Annotated in this window: 17 protein-coding genes; 5 read left to right on the forward strand and 12 right to left on the reverse strand. The window is 39.2% G+C overall.

Annotated features, from left to right (window positions below):
• Nucleotides 1-36 precede the first annotated feature (36 nt).
• Complete coding sequence (gene gap / locus ACTF5Q_RS00395) at nucleotides 37-1,041, forward strand: type I glyceraldehyde-3-phosphate dehydrogenase (RefSeq protein ID WP_438952759.1); 1,005 nt, start codon at nucleotides 37-39, stop codon at nucleotides 1,039-1,041.
• Between the two features lie 151 nt (nucleotides 1,042-1,192).
• Nucleotides 1,193-2,194 carry a type I glyceraldehyde-3-phosphate dehydrogenase gene (gene gap / locus ACTF5Q_RS00400; RefSeq protein WP_438952760.1) on the forward strand — a complete coding sequence of 334 codons (1,002 nt, stop codon included), beginning with the start codon at nucleotides 1,193-1,195 and terminating at the stop codon, nucleotides 2,192-2,194.
• A gap of 23 nt (nucleotides 2,195-2,217) precedes the next feature.
• Here the strand turns inward: gap (ACTF5Q_RS00400) and coaD are convergent, their stop codons facing one another.
• Both coaD and ACTF5Q_RS00410 read right to left on the reverse strand, forming a co-directional pair.
• Entirely contained in the window at nucleotides 2,218-2,706 is a 489-nt protein-coding gene (gene coaD / locus ACTF5Q_RS00405; protein ID WP_438952761.1) for a pantetheine-phosphate adenylyltransferase, read from the reverse strand.
• 83 nt (nucleotides 2,707-2,789) lie between these two features.
• Nucleotides 2,790-3,224, reverse strand: coding sequence for a CBS domain-containing protein (locus ACTF5Q_RS00410; protein ID WP_438952762.1), 435 nt, complete (start codon nucleotides 3,222-3,224; stop codon nucleotides 2,790-2,792).
• Nucleotides 3,225-3,520: 296 nt separating this feature from the next.
• Here ACTF5Q_RS00410 and ACTF5Q_RS00415 point away from each other — a divergent pair, with 296 nt between their 5' ends.
• The 3 genes from ACTF5Q_RS00415 to ACTF5Q_RS00425 all read left to right on the forward strand — a co-directional run bounded on the left by ACTF5Q_RS00415 (nucleotide 3,521) and on the right by ACTF5Q_RS00425 (nucleotide 6,665).
• Entirely contained in the window at nucleotides 3,521-5,020 is a 1,500-nt protein-coding gene (locus tag ACTF5Q_RS00415) for a CoA-acylating methylmalonate-semialdehyde dehydrogenase (protein ID WP_438952763.1), read from the forward strand.
• 68 nt (nucleotides 5,021-5,088) lie between these two features.
• The gene (mmsB, locus tag ACTF5Q_RS00420; protein ID WP_438952764.1) at nucleotides 5,089-5,952 is read left to right on the forward strand and encodes a 3-hydroxyisobutyrate dehydrogenase; all 864 of its coding nucleotides are present in this window, start codon (nucleotides 5,089-5,091) and stop codon (nucleotides 5,950-5,952) included.
• A 107-nt stretch (nucleotides 5,953-6,059) separates the two neighbouring features.
• The gene (locus ACTF5Q_RS00425) at nucleotides 6,060-6,665 is read left to right on the forward strand and encodes an invasion associated locus B family protein (protein WP_438952765.1); all 606 of its coding nucleotides are present in this window, start codon (nucleotides 6,060-6,062) and stop codon (nucleotides 6,663-6,665) included.
• A gap of 4 nt (nucleotides 6,666-6,669) precedes the next feature.
• Here ACTF5Q_RS00425 and lpxB read toward each other — a convergent pair whose 3' ends face one another.
• From lpxB to uppS, 10 genes are all read right to left on the reverse strand, one after another.
• Entirely contained in the window at nucleotides 6,670-7,842 is a 1,173-nt protein-coding gene (lpxB, locus tag ACTF5Q_RS00430) for a lipid-A-disaccharide synthase (RefSeq protein WP_438952766.1), read from the reverse strand.
• Nucleotides 7,839-8,654: an LpxI family protein gene (locus ACTF5Q_RS00435; RefSeq protein WP_438952767.1), complete on the reverse strand. Its 816-nt coding sequence runs from the start codon at nucleotides 8,652-8,654 to the stop codon at nucleotides 7,839-7,841. Before ACTF5Q_RS00435 ends, lpxB begins: the two co-directional genes overlap by 4 nt.
• Before the next feature lie 6 nt (nucleotides 8,655-8,660).
• Nucleotides 8,661-9,449, reverse strand: a complete 789-nt coding sequence (lpxA, locus tag ACTF5Q_RS00440; RefSeq protein WP_438952768.1) for an acyl-ACP--UDP-N-acetylglucosamine O-acyltransferase — start codon at nucleotides 9,447-9,449, stop codon at nucleotides 8,661-8,663.
• Nucleotides 9,450-9,451: 2 nt separating this feature from the next.
• Nucleotides 9,452-9,922 (reverse strand): 3-hydroxyacyl-ACP dehydratase FabZ, encoded by a 471-nt coding sequence (gene fabZ, locus ACTF5Q_RS00445; protein WP_438952769.1) that lies wholly within the window; start codon nucleotides 9,920-9,922, stop codon nucleotides 9,452-9,454.
• Between the two features lie 73 nt (nucleotides 9,923-9,995).
• A complete protein-coding gene (locus ACTF5Q_RS00450; protein ID WP_438952770.1) occupies nucleotides 9,996-10,547 on the reverse strand; it encodes an OmpH family outer membrane protein in 552 nt (183 codons plus the stop codon).
• 2 nt (nucleotides 10,548-10,549) lie between these two features.
• A complete protein-coding gene (gene bamA, locus ACTF5Q_RS00455; RefSeq protein ID WP_438952771.1) occupies nucleotides 10,550-12,844 on the reverse strand; it encodes an outer membrane protein assembly factor BamA in 2,295 nt (764 codons plus the stop codon).
• A gap of 112 nt (nucleotides 12,845-12,956) precedes the next feature.
• Nucleotides 12,957-14,288, reverse strand: a complete 1,332-nt coding sequence (gene rseP, locus ACTF5Q_RS00460; RefSeq protein ID WP_438952772.1) for an RIP metalloprotease RseP — start codon at nucleotides 14,286-14,288, stop codon at nucleotides 12,957-12,959.
• A gap of 7 nt (nucleotides 14,289-14,295) precedes the next feature.
• Nucleotides 14,296-15,474, reverse strand: a complete 1,179-nt coding sequence (gene dxr, locus ACTF5Q_RS00465) for a 1-deoxy-D-xylulose-5-phosphate reductoisomerase (RefSeq protein ID WP_438952773.1) — start codon at nucleotides 15,472-15,474, stop codon at nucleotides 14,296-14,298.
• Nucleotides 15,471-16,262, reverse strand: coding sequence for a phosphatidate cytidylyltransferase (locus tag ACTF5Q_RS00470; protein ID WP_438952774.1), 792 nt, complete (start codon nucleotides 16,260-16,262; stop codon nucleotides 15,471-15,473). Before ACTF5Q_RS00470 ends, dxr begins: the two co-directional genes overlap by 4 nt.
• Nucleotides 16,259-16,987 carry a polyprenyl diphosphate synthase gene (gene uppS, locus ACTF5Q_RS00475; protein ID WP_438953074.1) on the reverse strand — a complete coding sequence of 243 codons (729 nt, stop codon included), beginning with the start codon at nucleotides 16,985-16,987 and terminating at the stop codon, nucleotides 16,259-16,261. The genes ACTF5Q_RS00470 and uppS overlap by 4 nt, the downstream gene beginning before the upstream one ends.
• Nucleotides 16,988-16,997 lie beyond the last annotated feature (10 nt).

The following is a 16,997-nucleotide window of genomic DNA, read 5'->3' on the forward strand; positions in this document are numbered from 1 at the left end:
ATTGGTTATAAGAGAATCAAATATATTGGGGATAAAATGACGGTAACACTGGGAATAAATGGTTTTGGGCGAATTGGGCGAACAACCTTAGCAGGTATCTTTGAATATGGCCGAAACGATGTAATAGTATCAAAAGTTAACGCCCCAGGTTCAATTGAAACAAACGCGCATCTTCTAAGATATGACAGTGTACATGGTCGTTTTGCGGGCAAGGTTGACGTTAACCAAAACAGCTTCGATCTTGGAAGAGGTCCCATTGAAGTTCTATCCTCTTACAATGCCGATGACTTAGATTGGTCAGGATGTGATGTTGTTCTTGAGTGCACCGGTAAATTTACGAGCTATGATAAAGCTATAGCGCATGTAAAAAACGGCGCTAAATCTGTACTAATCTCAGCGCCAGCAAAAAATGTGGATCGAACAGTTATATTTGGAGTTAACGATCATAAAATTTCAAGAAATGATCGAATTCTATCAAATGGATCGTGCACGACAAACTGTTTGGCCCCTATTGCAAAGGTCTTAAATGAAACAGTAGGTATAGAATATGGGATGATGACTACGATACATAGTTACACTGGTGACCAACCTACATTAGACAAACGCCACGACGACTTGTACCGGTGTCGTGCTGCCGCTCTGGCTATGATACCAACTTCCACAGGAGCAGCAAAAACAATAGGAACAGTGATCCCTGAATTAGATGGAAAGCTTGATGGAACGGCAATTAGGGTACCTACTCCCAATGTGTCAGCCATTGATCTTACCTTTAAGGCCAAAAAGAAAATTTCATCGCAAAATATTAATGATATTATAGAAGACGCTTCCAAAGGTAATATGAGTAAAGTACTTGCATTTGATCCTGAACCGAAAGTTTCAATTGATTTCAATCACACGACCCACTCTTCGATATTTGCTCCAGATCAAACTAGAGTAGTTGGTGATAACTTGGTTAGAATACTTGCTTGGTATGACAATGAATGGGCGTTTTCGTGCAGAATGACAGATGTTGCCTCAAAAATTGGTCAAAAACTGATATAAGTCGCGACTTAAGAGTTTTGATTAGAATATTATCGCCCAGCTAATTACCATTTACATCACATGCTGTATTATCCGTTTGGAGACCCTTATTTGGCTTGACTTTTGTACTTTATTTTTTGATGTTAGCGCTAACTTAAATTGAGGGTTAAATATGGCAGTCAAGGTTGCAATTAATGGTTTCGGCAGGATCGGACGTAATATTTTAAGAGCAGTAGTAGAATCTGGAAGAACTGATCTGGAAATCGTTGCAATAAATGATTTGGGATCAACTGAAATAAATGCTCATTTGTTAGAATTTGATAGTATACATGGAAGATTTGCGAAAGATATTAAAACGACCAAAAATTCTATTATTATTGGTGAAATGGAAATTGAAGTAACTGCTATTAAGCAACCAGCAGAGTTACCCTGGAGACATATTGATATAGCAATGGAGTGTACTGGTATTTTTACTGACCGGGAAAAAGCAGCCGCACATCTAAGTAATGGATCGTCACGTGTGCTGATTAGTGCTCCCGCAAAAAATGCCGATAAAACAATTGTGTATGGTGTAAATCATGAAACATTGACAAAAAATGACGTAATCGTTTCCAACGCTTCATGTACTACAAATTGTTTGGCTCCTATTGCAAAAGTTCTGCATGAAGTAGTAGGTATAAAACGTGGGTTTATGACTACCATACATAGCTATACCGGTGACCAACCTGTATTAGATACAATGCATGATGACCTATACCGCGCACGTGCTGCAAGTTTGAGTATGATACCGACCACAACGGGAGCCGCTAAAGCTGTTGGTTTAGTCCTACCAGAACTAGATGAAAAGTTAGATGGGTTTGCAGTTCGTGTACCGACACCAAACGTATCGGTTGTTGATCTTACTTTTGAAGCAAATCGTGACACCTCTATCACTGAAATTAATGAAGCAGTTAATAATATTGCAAGCAGCACGTTAAAAGGGGTTCTGGGATATACTGATAAAAAACTTGTGTCTTGCGACTTCAATCATGATCCTAGATCATCAATTTTTGCAGCTGATCAAACCAAAGTAATGGATAACAATTTGGTACGAGTTCTGAGCTGGTATGATAATGAATGGGGCTTCTCCAACAGAATGGCTGATACCGCAGTGGTCATGGCAAAGCATATTTAATATCGGATGATATTATAAATTATTCAGAATTTTTCTAAGAGCTGTTTGTTTACCGTCGGTGTCACAAATTTTGAAACATCACCACCTAGTCGCACAATTTCTTTTACTAACTTCGATGCTATCGCCTGGTGCTTTGCCTCAGCCATTAAAAAAACGGTTTCGATGCTATCATTCAAAGCGCGATTCATACCGACCATTTGGAACTCATACTCAAAATCAGCAACAGCGCGAAGTCCTCTAAAAATTACTGAGGCGTTTACATCATTTGCACAATCTACAAGGAGATTCTCAAATGGATGAGCAATTATTTCTGTGCCAGTTTTTTTGCCGAGACTTGAGCATTCAACTTCAATCATTTTTACTCGCTCATCTAAATTAAAGAGAGGAGATTTGTCCCTATTGATTGCGACACCTATTACAAGTCTATCCACAAGCATTGATGCTCTATTTATTATATCAATATGACCCAATGTTATAGGATCAAATGTACCTGGATATAAACCAATGCGCACTCAGTAATTCCTTAGATAAAACTACAGGGATGGGATCCCACTTTTACAGATTAATTTCAAGGATAAATGAATGAAAAGACATGTTAATATCCCATAATCATGCCTTCCAAAGCTTCTTTTTCCATTTCCAATTCAGTTAATCGAGCCTTAACGATGTCTCCTATTGTTACAAGACCTAATAGTTCACTATTAACAATAACAGGCATGTGACGAAATCGCTTCTCAGTCATTACGGTCAAAACTTGGTCTGCTGTTGCATCAGGCGTGCAACTTATTAACTTACTGGTCATATAATTGTCGACGGTGTGGTCTAAAGCAACAGCGCCATTCCGAGACAAGATCTTAACGATATCTCTTTCAGATATAATTCCCTCACAAAACTTTTTGTCAGAAGAGATAACTATTCCACCTATTCTTTTTTTGGACAGCACTTTGATCACTTCGGACATCGCAGCAGACGGCGGTAGTGTTATTACACCGGGGATTGCCTTTACCTGTAGAACCTGTTGAATGAGCATTACTAACTCCCAACATTTGCAATTTGTACACAGCAGTGTGCATCTGAACCCACAATCAGTCAAGCAACGAAGTATTTTCAAAATTTTTTATGCGATGGGATTTCGACAGTAAAATCCTTTTATCTTTATTAAAGTTACGTCGGGCGCTTTGTATTATCATTCAATAGATGAATTTGCTATTTTGAGTTATTACCATCCTGCTTATTTTCGGTGGTATTTGTATTGATTTTTCTAAAATAGCTCTGGATTTAGCTTTTTTGCACAAGCATAATGGGCTTAATAACTAGGAGAAGAAAATGAAAGAGCTAACGCACTATATAAACGGTCAAAGTGTTTCTGGAAGTTCCGGCAGATTTGGAGACGTATTTAATCCAGCAACTGGTGAGGTTCAGGCACGCGTACCGCTTGCGTCTAAAGAAGAGTTTGATGCAGCTGTTGAAATAGCAGCAAAAGTGCAACCCAAGTGGGGAGCTGTAAACCCGCAAAGGCGAGCTCGAGTAATGATGAAGTTCGTCGATTTACTCCACAGAGATATGGATAAACTAGCAGAAGTTTTAAGTAGTGAGCATGGCAAAACATTTCCAGATGCAAAGGGTGATGTGCAAAGAGGATTGGAAGTGGCAGAATATTGTATTGGGGCCCCTCAAATGCTCAAGGGTGAATTTACGGATAGCGCAGGTCCTGGCATTGATATGTATTCGATGAAACAACCGCTAGGTGTTTGTGGAGGAATAACCCCATTTAACTTTCCCGCAATGATACCTATGTGGATGTTTGCACCATCTATAGTTTGTGGAAATGCTTTCATATTAAAACCATCAGAAAGAGATCCCTCAGTTCCAATTTTATTGGCAGAACTTATGGAAGAAGCTGGTCTGCCAAAAGGGGTACTTCAAGTCATCAATGGAGATAAGGTAAGCGTAGATGCTATGTTGAGCAACCCCACAGTACAGTCAATTGGGTTTGTTGGTTCGACACCAATTGCCGAATATATTTACGGGACAGGTTGTGCTAATGGAAAACGTGTTCAATGCTTTGGTGGGGCTAAAAACCACATGATTGTAATGCCAGATGCAGATATGGATTTAGCAGCAGATGCATTGGTTGGATCAGGTTATGGTGCTGCTGGTGAGCGTTGTATGGCGATTTCAGTAGCTGTACCCGTCGGCGAAGAAACAGCAGATCGCCTAATTGAAAAGTTGGCACCACGTATCGAAAAACTAAAGGTAGGACCTTACACAGCAGGAGACGATGTTGACTTTGGTCCCGTGGTTACAAGTGCAGCAAAACAAAATATTTTGAATCTCGTTCAGAGTGGAATAGATCAAGGAGCCGAATTAGTTATTGATGGGCGAGATTTTAGCCTTCAAGGTTATGAACATGGCTTCTTTGTTGGCCCACATTTGTTCGACAGAGTTACGCCAGATATGGATATTTATAAGAAGGAAATATTTGGTCCAGTTTTGTCTACTGTAAGAGCAGGTTCCTATGAGGAAGCCATCGGATTAGCCATGAGCCATGAATATGGCAACGGGACGGCTATTTTTACTAGAGACGGTGATACTGCAAGAGATTTCGCAAACCGAATAAATATTGGAATGGTTGGAGTTAATGTACCAATTCCGGTGCCGCTCGCATATCATACGTTTGGTGGCTGGAAAAAATCTGTATTTGGTGATTTGAATCAACATGGCCCAGATGCATTCAAATTTTACACTAGAACAAAAACTGTAACCAGCAGGTGGCCATCAGGTATTAAAGAAGGTGGGGAATTCAACTTTAAAGCGATGGATTAATATTTAATTTCTGAATGGCGATAATAAACTAACAGTTCTAGGTTCCATTTTAAAATATGGAGATAAATTTGAAAATTGGTTTCATAGGCCTTGGCAATATGGGCGCACCAATGGCAAAAAACTTAGCCAAAAATGGTTTAGATGTTTTGGGTTTCGATACGGATAACTCAATAAAGTTACCTGAAATAACTATGATGCCATCCATACCAGCAATTCTTAATGAAGTAGACATCGTTTTCACAATGTTACCGTCGGGATTAATAGTTAAAGAGATAGTGTCCGAATTTATTAACAATTTTAATGCTGAGAGCACATTAATCGACTGTTCTACCATTGATGTTAAGACGACGAAAGAAGTTTGCCAGACCCTTAGTAATAAAAAGGTAAATATGCTGGATGCGCCAGTATCTGGTGGTGTTCAGGGAGCAAAATCTGGCAGCCTTACGTTTATGGTTGGAGGAAGTAGAGATGATTTTGATCAATTAAGGTTCTTATTTGAATACATGGGAAGTAGATCTGTTTATTGCGGTGAAAACGGAAGTGGGCAAACCGCAAAAATTTGTAATAATATGATACTTGGGGTTACTATGATCGCGACTTGTGAAGCCTTTGCATTGGCAGATAAACTCGAGTTGGACCGCGAAGCCATGTTTGACGTTGTGTCCACTTCATCTGGATATAGTTGGTCAATGAATAGCTACTGCCCTGCTCCTGGAGTTGGGCCAAAAGCGCCATCTGACAACAATTACATCCCAGGTTTTTCGTCAGATTTAATGCTAAAAGATCTTATGCTATCTCAAAATGCAGCGAGCGAAACTAAGGCTTCTACTCCTATGGGGGATCTTGCAATGACGCTTTACAAAGATTTTGTAGAAAACAAGAACGGATCCGGTTTGGATTTTTCTGCTATCCTAAAAACTTTTGAAGTATAAATAGTACATTATAAACGTGATTGACCCACCTTTTTGAAAGAATATACGAGCTGGTCCTGCACTCATCATTAGGGCCATAAAAAAACCAATTATTTATTGAGAATCCTATGCCAAAATACCATCACTCTCACATTTTAAAAAAATACTTTTTTGCTTGGAATTTAATACTGGCCTATACTTTTTTATCTGTTTTAAGCACCCTAACTGTTAGTGCAGAAGAGGCTGATAATCTATCTATAGATGATGCTATGGCAGGAGAGCCGCAAAAAATACAACCATATATTAAAGAGACAATTAAAAACTGGAACCTTAAATGTATTGCACCACAGAATTCCATAGAACGTTGCGAAGCAAACCAAATAATATTTAACGATAAAAAACAACCAGTTGCCGAGATTTCAATATTCAAACTATCAGATAATCAAGTAGCCGAGGCTGCTGCAACCATCATCGTGCCTTTAGAAACTATTCTTTCTGAAGGATTAATTTTGGCCATACAAGACTTAGAGCCAAAAAAATATCAGTTCAAATTCTGTAATAGTCTTGGCTGCTATTCACAAATTGGACTAACTAAAGAAGAAGTAGAGGCGCTCAAAAATAAAGAAAAAGCTTCCATCTATTTAAAACATATATCTTCAGGTGATCAGCAAGTAATTATTCCTATTTCTCTGGTTGGTTTCATGAAAACATTTTCTAAAGTAATAAAACCCTAACATTCTAAGTTTTGTGTATCTCCAAAAAAGCTATAACAGATTTTGCGGCTACAGTGCCTGAATTTTCTCCACCAACGCTCAAAAGGTCTAAAGATTTTCGCATTGCTGTTTTTTGACCAATCGGATCTTCTAGCTGATTTACCAAGGCTTGAAAAATCTTATCAGGCTTACAATTGCTGCCAATAAATTCTGGAATAGTATGCTGTTCGGAAATTAAATTCACGAGGTTTACACTCTTAACGCTTACTAACAGCCGAAAAACGAGTCTTGATAAAAAACCCATATCGTAAGCGATTACCATTGGAGTTTCAGTAGACGCCAATTCTAAAGAAACTGTGCCTGACGCTGCTAATGCAATATCGCAAGAAGCGAATACTTCACGTTTTAGTTTCTGAAAATCATTACTTGAAAGATCATCCTTAGTTACCACAATTATATTGTTGCCCCACCTCTGCAAATTTTCTACCACAATATGCTCGACTGCAGGGGCTACTACAGTAACTATCCTAGTATTTAATTTTTGAGAAATCAGCATTGACGAAACATTTTTAAAAACGGGCATTAAACGATCAACTTCAGATATTCTTGAACCAGGCAGAAATGCTACAAGGGTATCATTTTCGCCTATTTTATGTTGTTGCCGAAATTTTTTTACCAAACTTGGTTCTGGCAAATTTTCATTTGCCACTGGATGCCCAACAAAATCGCAACTTATTCCTTCCCGTTGCATGTAAGGTGGTTCAAATGGAAACAATGCTAAAATATGATCTACATAACCAGAAATTTTTTTTGCTCTATTGGGACGCCAAGCCCAAACGGTTGGTGCAACGTAGTGGATAGTATTTATGAATAATTTTTTACGAACCATTTTGGCAACCCGCAAAGAAAATTCTGGCGCATCAATCGTAATTAGTACATCGGGTTTAAGTCGCAGTATGTCGTCTACTGTATTTTTAATTCGTTTTTTCAGAAAAATGTATTTGGCTAAAATCTCGCCGATACCCATAACCGCTATTTCAGTTATTGGGAATAAGCTAGTCAGTCCTTGTTCTTCCATTAAAGGACCACCTACGCCATGAAAGTCCAATTCATAGGCAGCACAGCTTTTTAAACCAGCCATTAATTCAGCTCCAAGCTTATCACCCGAAGGTTCACCCGCAACTAAATACACTTTCATTTTTCCCGCTCCTTAACGATAAATGATAATGAAAGCTCTTCGCACAGTCGAAAGCATTCGTCCTGGTCTAGTACAATAACTTTACCAGGAGTTATAATAATTGAAGCCAACTTTGCATCATATACTTGACGGATTGTTTCCGGCCCTATTGTAGGCATGTCCACGCGTAAGTCCTGGTTTATTTTTTCTCTTTTTACGAAAACACCTACTCCTACTCGCCTTAGAGCAATAGAGGTATCGCGAACATAACCAAGCAGCTGTTCTGTGCCTTGAACCGTTTCAATACCTAAAACCTGTCCAGCCTCGACAACTATCGACTGGCCTATGTCAAGACAACTTGTTCTTTCTAAAATTTCATCAGCACGCTTAACATCCTCTACATTTAAGTTGTCTACAGAGCCACTATAAACCCCTGCTTTTAATGTTAAATTCCTCACTACTTCATGTGCCCCAATGGGAGTAATATTTGCCTCAAGGAATAATGAAATAATGTATTTTAAAACTGTATCATCACCTTGTTGCATGGCATTAAAAATTAAATGAGACCTTGTTTTTGAAAACTCGTCAAATTTTGTCTCATCCAATAATGGCCTTTTCATATCGCCAACCATGACAACGCTACGAATACCACGGGCATTTAAATCTTCAAAGAAATAACCGAGCTGATTAAAATTATGAAACTTAGCACGGTCACTCAGAGAACACGGCATGCCCTCAAACCCTATCACGTATGGATCAGAAAGTTCTTCATAAACTATTTTTGGTAAAGTACCTCCGCCAGCTATGATTGCAACATTCTTATAATTTTTCATATTATTTTATCTAGGGGTAAGGAAAGACCTATCACTGTGGCCTAAAACAAAACTTACAATTTTTTCTACGTATTTGCTTTCACTATCATCTGTTAGCTTTTGAGCCCGGTCCTGGAAAGTACCATCTCCCTGTGAAAGGGTCTGAAATGCTGCCCTCAATGCCATAATATCAGCTCTAGGAACTCCTTTACGTTTTAAGCCTACCAGATTTAAACCATCTAATTCACCCCTGGGAGCTTGAACCAATCCGTAGGGGATCACATCATTAGTGACCATTGTTACTGCTCCGATTATAGCTCCCTCACCTATCCTGACAAATTGATGTACTCCACTTAATCCACCAACGATAACATTATCTTCTATTATGCAATGCCCAGCTAAAGAAGCATTATTTACTAAAATGACATTATCTCCAACTTGAGCATCGTGCGCTATATGACACCCGGCCATGAATAGTCCGTCATTGCCAACTTTCGTTATTCCTCCACCACCTTTAGTTCCTACGTTTATGGTGACATGCTCTCGAATTTGATTTCGACTTCCTATTTTTAAACTAGTACTTTCACCATTGAATTTTTTGTCTTGCGGTATTTCCCCCAAGACAGCAAAAGGGAAAACCGTATTTTCATCACCCAAGTGGGTATCGCCCTTTATGACAACATGACTTTTCAATTCTACATTTTGTCCCAATCTGACTTTACTTCCCACAAAGCAAAAGGGTCCTATGGAAGTTCCCTCGCCAATTTCCGCTCCATCTTCAATTATGGCGCTATGATGGATATTTACATTTGCCACGATTATACCTCGGTATTATTCAAATCCATCATAGCAGAAAATTCCGCTTGAGCTGCCATTTCACCATCAACACTAGCCTCTCCGTAAAATTTCCATACTTTACCACCAGGTTTCCCCCTTAAGGTATTTAAATTCATGATCAATTGATCGCCAGGAGTTACCTTTCTTCTAAACTTACAGTTATCGATTGCCATAAAATATATAAGCATGTTTTTATCTGCCAAATTCAAACCGACTCCAACCATTACAGCTGCCGTTTGTGCCATTGCCTCCACTATCATAATACCCGGCATAATTGGAGTAGTTGGGAAATGACCCTGAAATTGTGGTTCATTAAATGTAATATTTTTTAAACCAGTGGCTTTATTAAAACCATCTATATCAACTACTTTGTCGACCAATAGAAACGGATACCGATGCGGCAGAATACGCTTTATTAAATCAATATCTGCAATTCTTTCAACATCACTCATAAAAGTTCCTTCTCATTGGAATACTATACAGGATTTACTTAACATCAAAACGACCTCTCAAAAGTGGGTCTAGTTAGTCAGCGTTCTTAGTCCCGTCTCCTAACTTATCATTTATTAACTCTATTGCCTTATCAGTAATATCGACCATCGGATTGGATAAAACTATGTTACGTCTGTCAATTATTACGGATGCTTTATAACTCAGCATAATTTCTTGCAAGAACGGGACAGAAAGCTGCAATAATTTATTTATGTTTTCGTCTCGAAGTTCAAAAAGCGTATTTTCCAACGCCGCACGTTCTTTTCGAATAGCATTGGCTCTTTCATCGAATTCAACTGCTAATTTTCTGAATTCATCCGCAGCAAGAGTTTTACGCAGTTCTACTAGGCTTTGTTCTTCAGCTTCGAGGTTACTCTGTATGACTGTATTACTTTCAACCAGTTCGCTCTGCGCGTTTTCAAATTCTTTAAATATGCGCTGCCCATATTGCGTCTCCCTAGCAATTCTCGATATATCTATTGTCAGTACACTAGAAAAACTGGCTTCACCAGTGTCCGTCTCTTGCGCAATAGTAATTGCTGGACAATAAACAGAAAGACAAAAAAGAATACATAGGAGCCGCATTTCTAAAACTGGGTCCTGATCGTAAGATCAAAATTTTGCTCCCTATCAAATGTTTCCTTTTGCAGTGGTCGTGAAAAATTAAATCTGAGTGGCCCAATAGGTGTTTTCCAGAATAAAGAAGCGCCAAGTACACTTCGCCAGGAACCATCTTCATAAATAACATTCTCATTCATTTTATCTAACGACCACAAGTTACCTACATCAAAGAATATCCCACCATCGACCCCATATTCTTCAGGGAGACCCAACGAAAATTCGGCTTCCAGTCTAAGCACTGCAAAAGTATTACCTCCTAAGGCATCGTTTATAACTTCGCCTTCGTCAACAATTTCTCTTGGACCTATACCGCCGGGTTCAAAACCTCTCATTAATGCTGAACCAAGAAAAAAACGGTCTGTTACTCGGCTATCACCATAATTCAAGACCCCTCCCTCGAGCGTGCCTTTAAGTAAAACCTCTTCGTTTAAAATTTTTCTCTGTAACCTCGCCAACGCACTTGTTTTTGAGCTCTCACCATCGCCAGTAAACCCAGAAACTTCTTGAGACACTCTAAAAACCATACCAAAGTTTGGGTCTAATCCATCACGCAATGTATTGTAAGTATATGCAACTTTTGAATATGCTCTTTCCTCTTGTCCCATATTCACTTCATTTTGAATAATGTTTCCAACATTCACTGGGTCCCTGAGTTCTGTCTCATTGTATCCTATGCTCACAGAGATATTACTATAATCACTAATTGGGAAAGATACTTGAGGTGAGACATCCAGGATAGTTGTATCGTAATTAGAGTTCTCTTTCTCAGTTTCTGTGAACTTACTAGAAAACCCAAGACTTAAGCCCGGAGACAAAAATTCTGGCTCTATAAAACCGAGAGAATATGTTCGACTACCAACACCCGAATTATATTTCAGGCGGAAGTCTTGCCCTCTACCCAAAAAATTTCGTTCCGCATATTCCAATAGAAGACCAAAACCTGAGCTGGTGGAATAAGATCCCCCTAAACTAACAGATCCAGTTGGCTTCTCTTTTACCGAAACATCAACAATTACAGAATCTTTTGCTTTCCCTTGGCGAGCCGAAACATCAACAGTTTCAAAAAAACCTAGAGCACGAATGCGATCAGTTGCTTGTCTAATACGTCGTGCAGAGAACGGGTCCCCCTCAGCGGCCCGGAATTGTCTACGAATGACTTTGTCTAAAGTAGCAGTGTTACCGGCTATATTTATTCGCTCGAGAATAACGCGTGGGCTGCGTTCCATTAAGTAGTTAACGTTAAGTGACAAAGAAGAACTGTCCTTTGTAACTTTGGGCTTAACCCTAATAAAATCAACGCCATTTCTCAAAGCTAAACGCTCTATTCTTTCGACATCAAGCTCAACAATCTTAGCAGAGTATGTTGAACCCTTTATTAGCTTTAAGATTTCAAAATACTCATCTACGTTCAATTCTTTTAGGCTGGTTTCGACAGCTACATCTCCTACAGCGAATTTTTGACCTTCAGATATATTAAAGACCAAGAAATACCCATCCCTCTCCTCTGTAAGTTCTGCGTTGACCGAATTTACTCGGAAATCTACAAAACCTCGTGAAGTATAAAAATCTGTTAGAACTTTTTTATCAAACTCTATTCTTTCCTCTACAAATGTATCGGATCTTACGAAGGTTCGAAAAAGACCAGCTTGTTTAGTGGATAAAACACGACGTAACCGTCGGTCAGAAAAAGCCCTATTGCCTACAATCCCAATTTTTTCAATTTCAATTACGCCACCTTCAAAAATCTCAAAAATTAAATCTACTCTGTTTTCTGGCTTTCTAATTACTTTTGGATTAACTCTTGCCGCTAAACGTCCCATTACGGCATACGTTTCCGCAATATTTTTTCGATCCTGTTCAACCGTTTGAGAATCCAGCACATATTTTTCTTTAGATTTTAATACCTTTTCTAAAGCTGCATCCTCAACACGTACATTGCCCTCGAAATAAATTCGATTAATAGTGGGGTACTCAACGACAGTTACTCTCAGCAAGCCGTCATTTTCGTCAAACTCCACACTTTCGAACAAACCACTTTTTAGAACTCTTTGATATGCAGCGTTAATTTCATTAGCCTCAAAATTCTGGCCCTCCGGTAAAGAGATGAACGACTTGATTGTATCAGTCTCAATTCGTTGATTGCCAACTATCTCGATTTCTGAAATCGCAAATGTTTGAGCCAAAAGAATGCTTGGAAATGATAAGAACAAACATGCCGGTAAAGCAAAAATGATGTAAAAAAGTTTTTCTCTCAATTTCATAGGATTTCCCAGGTATTGCTTTTTAACCCCACTATGTGACTACCTACAAAAATTTATCATGTCAAAGGCAATCAAATCCGATTTTAAAAGCATAAAATAAAATTAGTGAAAATCAGCAATAATAATCATTAAAAATTGCAAACATCATAAAAAACAACACCAAAGCAAGCCCCGTCGTCATAAGAACGCCCAATGCCTTTTGGTTTGGAGGTTTCTTGAAAATTGCCTCATAAGCATAAAATACCAAGTGGCCTCCGTCCAAAACTGGGATTGGTAATAGATTCATAAAACCAATGGCGGCTGAGAATAATGCCAGTGTTTGAATAAAACTTTGAATTCCTTCCTTTGCCATATGAGAAGAAATTTCCGCTATTTCAACTGGGCCAGATAAATTACAGGTGCTAATATTGCCTGCTACAATATGGTATAGCCCATTAATTGAGGAAGAGATTATCGAGTAAGTCTGAAAAACGGAGAGTCGAACTGCTTGCAGGATTGGGATTGGCTCTGTAAGCAAATCAAAAGGGTATATCGAGCCGACTATTCCAATTCTCCATTTTGTTATAAAACCGCCTTCAGGCTGAGGTATGTCCTCTCTTTTGGGAATAATTGTCGTTTGAAATATTTTTGCGTCGCGCCAAACCGTGAGGTCAATAGAAGATCCAGAAGATTTTTCAACCGCCTCTTTCAATTCATCGAATTTATTAATTGGCTCACCGTTGATTTCCAAAATAACATCACCTGCATTCAAATTTGCTTCTACAGCAGCCGAGAGCGGGACTAAGCCCGAAACACGTGGAAGATCTATTGGCGGGCCAACCACAAAATATGTCTCTCCATCTCTTCGGATTTCATAAGTAATTGAATTTGGATCAACATATTCGATATACTCTAGTATCTCACTTAAGCTGCTAGCTGAGCCAATTTTATAACCAGAAATACTTATAATTTCATCACCTTGTTCAAGCTGATTAACAAATGGTAATGGATTTATTTTACTTACGGTCAACGGCTCTCGCACCTGCCCTACCGATACGAACAGGATGAAAAATATGGCTATAGAGAATATGAAGTTAAATATCGGTCCTGCCGCGACTGTCGCAGTCCGCGCCCAAAGTGGCGCACCATGCAAAGTTGTTCGCAAATCGTTTTCATCGAGTGCTTTTGAACGAAAGTCCGCATGACTACTGGATATGCTTGCATCACCCTTAAATTTTACAAACCCACCAAATGGAATTGCAGCTATCTGCCAAGTAGTTCCATTCTTGTCGACACGGGATAAAATAACAGGTCCCATACCTACGGAAAATACATCAGCCTTGATTCCAGACCACTTACCCACAATGTAGTGGCCATACTCATGCACAAAAACAATTATAGATAAACTCACAATAAATGAGACGACAGGGTGCAAAATTCCACCAAAATAGGGAAAAACTTCCAAACTTTTTCTAGCTCCCCTGCATCTGAATTAACTCTGCCGCATAATTTCGTGCCAGTGAATCAAGATCAAGAATATTACTTAAACAAATTTCCGTTTTATGGCAGTTTTTCAAATGGCAAATTTCAGTAATAGTTTTTTCAACAATAATGGACATGTCTAGAAAACCAATTTGTTTTGCTAAGAACCCGTCAAGTGCAGTTTCTTTAGCAGCATTGAATACAGCTCCAGATATACCCCCTAACGCCATCACGTCATATGCCAAACCGATTGCAGGAAAACGTTCTTTATCTGGCTCTAGAAATGTAAGAGGACTACTTTTTGTAAAATCTAACTTTTCTAACGGCAATGTTTTACGATTTGGGTAGTTTAGGGCGTAGCCAATAGCATGGCGCATGTCTGGCGGACCTAAATGAGCCAGCATACCACCATCGCAGAAGCCCACTATTGCGTGGACTAGAGACTGTGGATGCACAAGAACCTCAATTTGCTTTGCTGTCAGATTAAAAAGTTCTTTTGCTTCAATTACTTCCAAGGCCTTATTAAACATCGACGCGCTATCAATAGTAATTCTTTGACCCATGTTCCAATTTGGATGGGTTGATGCCTGCTCAGGGGTAGCCTTGGCTATTTCCTCAATTGTCCAATCACGGAACGCACCACCGGAGGCAGTTAAAATAACCCTTTCGATCGAGTTAACATTCTCTCCATGTAGCGCTTGAAAAATAGCAGAGTGCTCGCTATCAACTGGTATTAATTTACAATTGTTTTTAAAGGCCGTTTTTTTTACCAGATCCCCCGCTGCAACCATACTTTCCTTATTTGCCAGCGCTAAATTAGCTCCATTTTCCAGTGCAATCAATCCTGGCTCAAGGCCTGCAGCACCAACAATAGCTGAAAATGCCAGATCACACTTTCTAGACGCACTTTCGAGCAGTGCCGCTCTACCTGTTCCAATGTTGATTTCGGTATTGCTTAAAGCATTTTTTAATTCTTTAAATTGATCATTGGTTGCAGCTACAATGGCCTGAGGTTTGAATTGTAAAGCTGCCTTGATAAGTGAATCAATGTTTGAGCCTGCAGTTAACACCACAATTTCATAGGACTCTCTATCACGGGAAATTAAATCAAGAGTATTTTGCCCAACCGAGCCTGTAGCTCCAAAAATAGAAATTCTTTTTTTATTCATGAAAATAGAGGTTCCGAAATACCACAAATTAATATCGCAACAATGATACCATCAAATCTGTCAAGAAAACCACCATGTCCTGGAATAATATTTGAACTATCCTTCACCTTACATTTTCTCTTCATAAAGCTTTCGAACAAATCACCAACTTGTGAGCAAAAAGAGAGTAAGATTGCAAATAAAAATAAAGTCTGTCCGGTAAGCGTAAAATCCGCAAAGGCATTGAATTCCATGAAAAAATAGGTACAAAGGAAGGCCCCTGCCCAACCAGACAGCACTCCGGCCCAAGTTTTATTCGGCGAAATACTAATAAAAAATTTTGGACCGCCAATTAACCGACCGCCAAAATAACCAAATGTATCTGTCAAAATAACAAGGCAGACAATCCATGCAACAAATAAAATTCCGAAATGACTTCTGAGTTCTATGATATAGAAACCGCCTAAAATTATAATCAAAGAGTATAGTGCACCCAAAAGCTTTTGAGTTCTCATTAAAAAGTACTGGCATATCAAGGAAACTGCTAAAATACTCAAAGACAATATCCAAAGATCTGCATAGGTTAAGAATAAGATGGTTATCAAAGCAGCAATTGAAGAATATATTGGAGCGTCCAAGAATAGTGGACTCTGCATTTTGGCCAATTCGTAATGCATAACGAAGACCAAACCAGCTACAGTAACTAGCAAGAATAGCCCACCGAAAAACATTGCTGAAAAACCTGCTAATCCCAAAGCACTAGCTGAGTATAGGCGAGACGGTAAGTCACTCCATCGCGCCACTGTCATGATGCCAGCAACCCGCCGAAACGACGCTTACGAGAACCAAAAATAGATACAATTTCTTGAAAATCCCTGACTTTAAAATCTGGCCATAAAGTTTTGACAAATTCATATTCTGCGTAGGCCGATTGCCATAACAGAAAATTAGAAATTCTAGCTTCTCCAGAAGTTCTAATAACAAGATCAGGGTCTGGAAGTACATAAGTATCAAGATAACGAGCCAAAGTTTGTTCATTAACTTTGTCTGGATTAAGTTTACCCTTTGCGACATCTTGCGCCATTCGCCTGCTAGCTCGAGCCACCTCATCTCTTCCACCATAATTGATTGCAACGGTGAGGTTAACAAGTGTATTTTCCGAGGTCATCTTTTCCAGCTCATCCATCAATTGGACTAACCTTGGCTCCAGGCGCAAACGATCGCCGATAAACCTTACACGAACCCCGGCATCTACCAATCTTTTTGCCTCGCTGAGAATATATTTCTTAAATAATCTCATCAAACCTGCAACTTCTGTTTGAGTACGTTTCCAATTTTCGGTGGAAAAGGCAAAGACTGTTAGGTATTTAACACCGAGTTGAGGACAAGCCTCAACAATGTCTCGTACTCGCTTTGCACCGGCTCGATGCCCATACAGACGAGGTTTGCCTCGCGCCTTGGCCCATCGACCGTTACCATCCATGATTATAGCAACATGCTCGGCTGCACCAATAGTTCCTTTATTTTCTGGCATTCTTGTTTTA

The organism is Candidatus Salinivivens marinus (assembly GCF_965655845.1).
Classification (GTDB): domain Bacteria; phylum Pseudomonadota; class Alphaproteobacteria; order Rhodobacterales; family Rhodobacteraceae; genus Salinivivens; species Salinivivens marinus.

What these genes read in the sequence shown, in the direction of transcription:
- gap (WP_438952759.1), top strand. Translation starts at nt 37, where the DNA reads ATGACGGTAACACTGGGAATAAATGGTTTTGGGCGAATTGGGCGAACA.
- gap (WP_438952760.1), top strand. Translation starts at nt 1,193, where the DNA reads ATGGCAGTCAAGGTTGCAATTAATGGTTTCGGCAGGATCGGACGTAAT.
- ACTF5Q_RS00410 (WP_438952762.1), bottom strand. Translation starts at nt 3,224, where the DNA reads ATGCTCATTCAACAGGTTCTACAGGTAAAGGCAATCCCCGGTGTAATA.
- ACTF5Q_RS00415 (WP_438952763.1), top strand. Translation starts at nt 3,521, where the DNA reads ATGAAAGAGCTAACGCACTATATAAACGGTCAAAGTGTTTCTGGAAGT.
- ACTF5Q_RS00425 (WP_438952765.1), top strand. Translation starts at nt 6,060, where the DNA reads ATGCCAAAATACCATCACTCTCACATTTTAAAAAAATACTTTTTTGCT.
- lpxB (WP_438952766.1), bottom strand. Translation starts at nt 7,842, where the DNA reads ATGAAAGTGTATTTAGTTGCGGGTGAACCTTCGGGTGATAAGCTTGGA.
- ACTF5Q_RS00435 (WP_438952767.1), bottom strand. Translation starts at nt 8,654, where the DNA reads ATGAAAAATTATAAGAATGTTGCAATCATAGCTGGCGGAGGTACTTTA.
- fabZ (WP_438952769.1), bottom strand. Translation starts at nt 9,922, where the DNA reads ATGAGTGATGTTGAAAGAATTGCAGATATTGATTTAATAAAGCGTATT.
- ACTF5Q_RS00450 (WP_438952770.1), bottom strand. Translation starts at nt 10,547, where the DNA reads ATGCGGCTCCTATGTATTCTTTTTTGTCTTTCTGTTTATTGTCCAGCA.
- bamA (WP_438952771.1), bottom strand. Translation starts at nt 12,844, where the DNA reads ATGAAATTGAGAGAAAAACTTTTTTACATCATTTTTGCTTTACCGGCA.
- dxr (WP_438952773.1), bottom strand. Translation starts at nt 15,474, where the DNA reads ATGAATAAAAAAAGAATTTCTATTTTTGGAGCTACAGGCTCGGTTGGG.
- ACTF5Q_RS00470 (WP_438952774.1), bottom strand. Translation starts at nt 16,262, where the DNA reads ATGACAGTGGCGCGATGGAGTGACTTACCGTCTCGCCTATACTCAGCT.
- uppS (WP_438953074.1), bottom strand. Translation starts at nt 16,987, where the DNA reads ATGCCAGAAAATAAAGGAACTATTGGTGCAGCCGAGCATGTTGCTATA.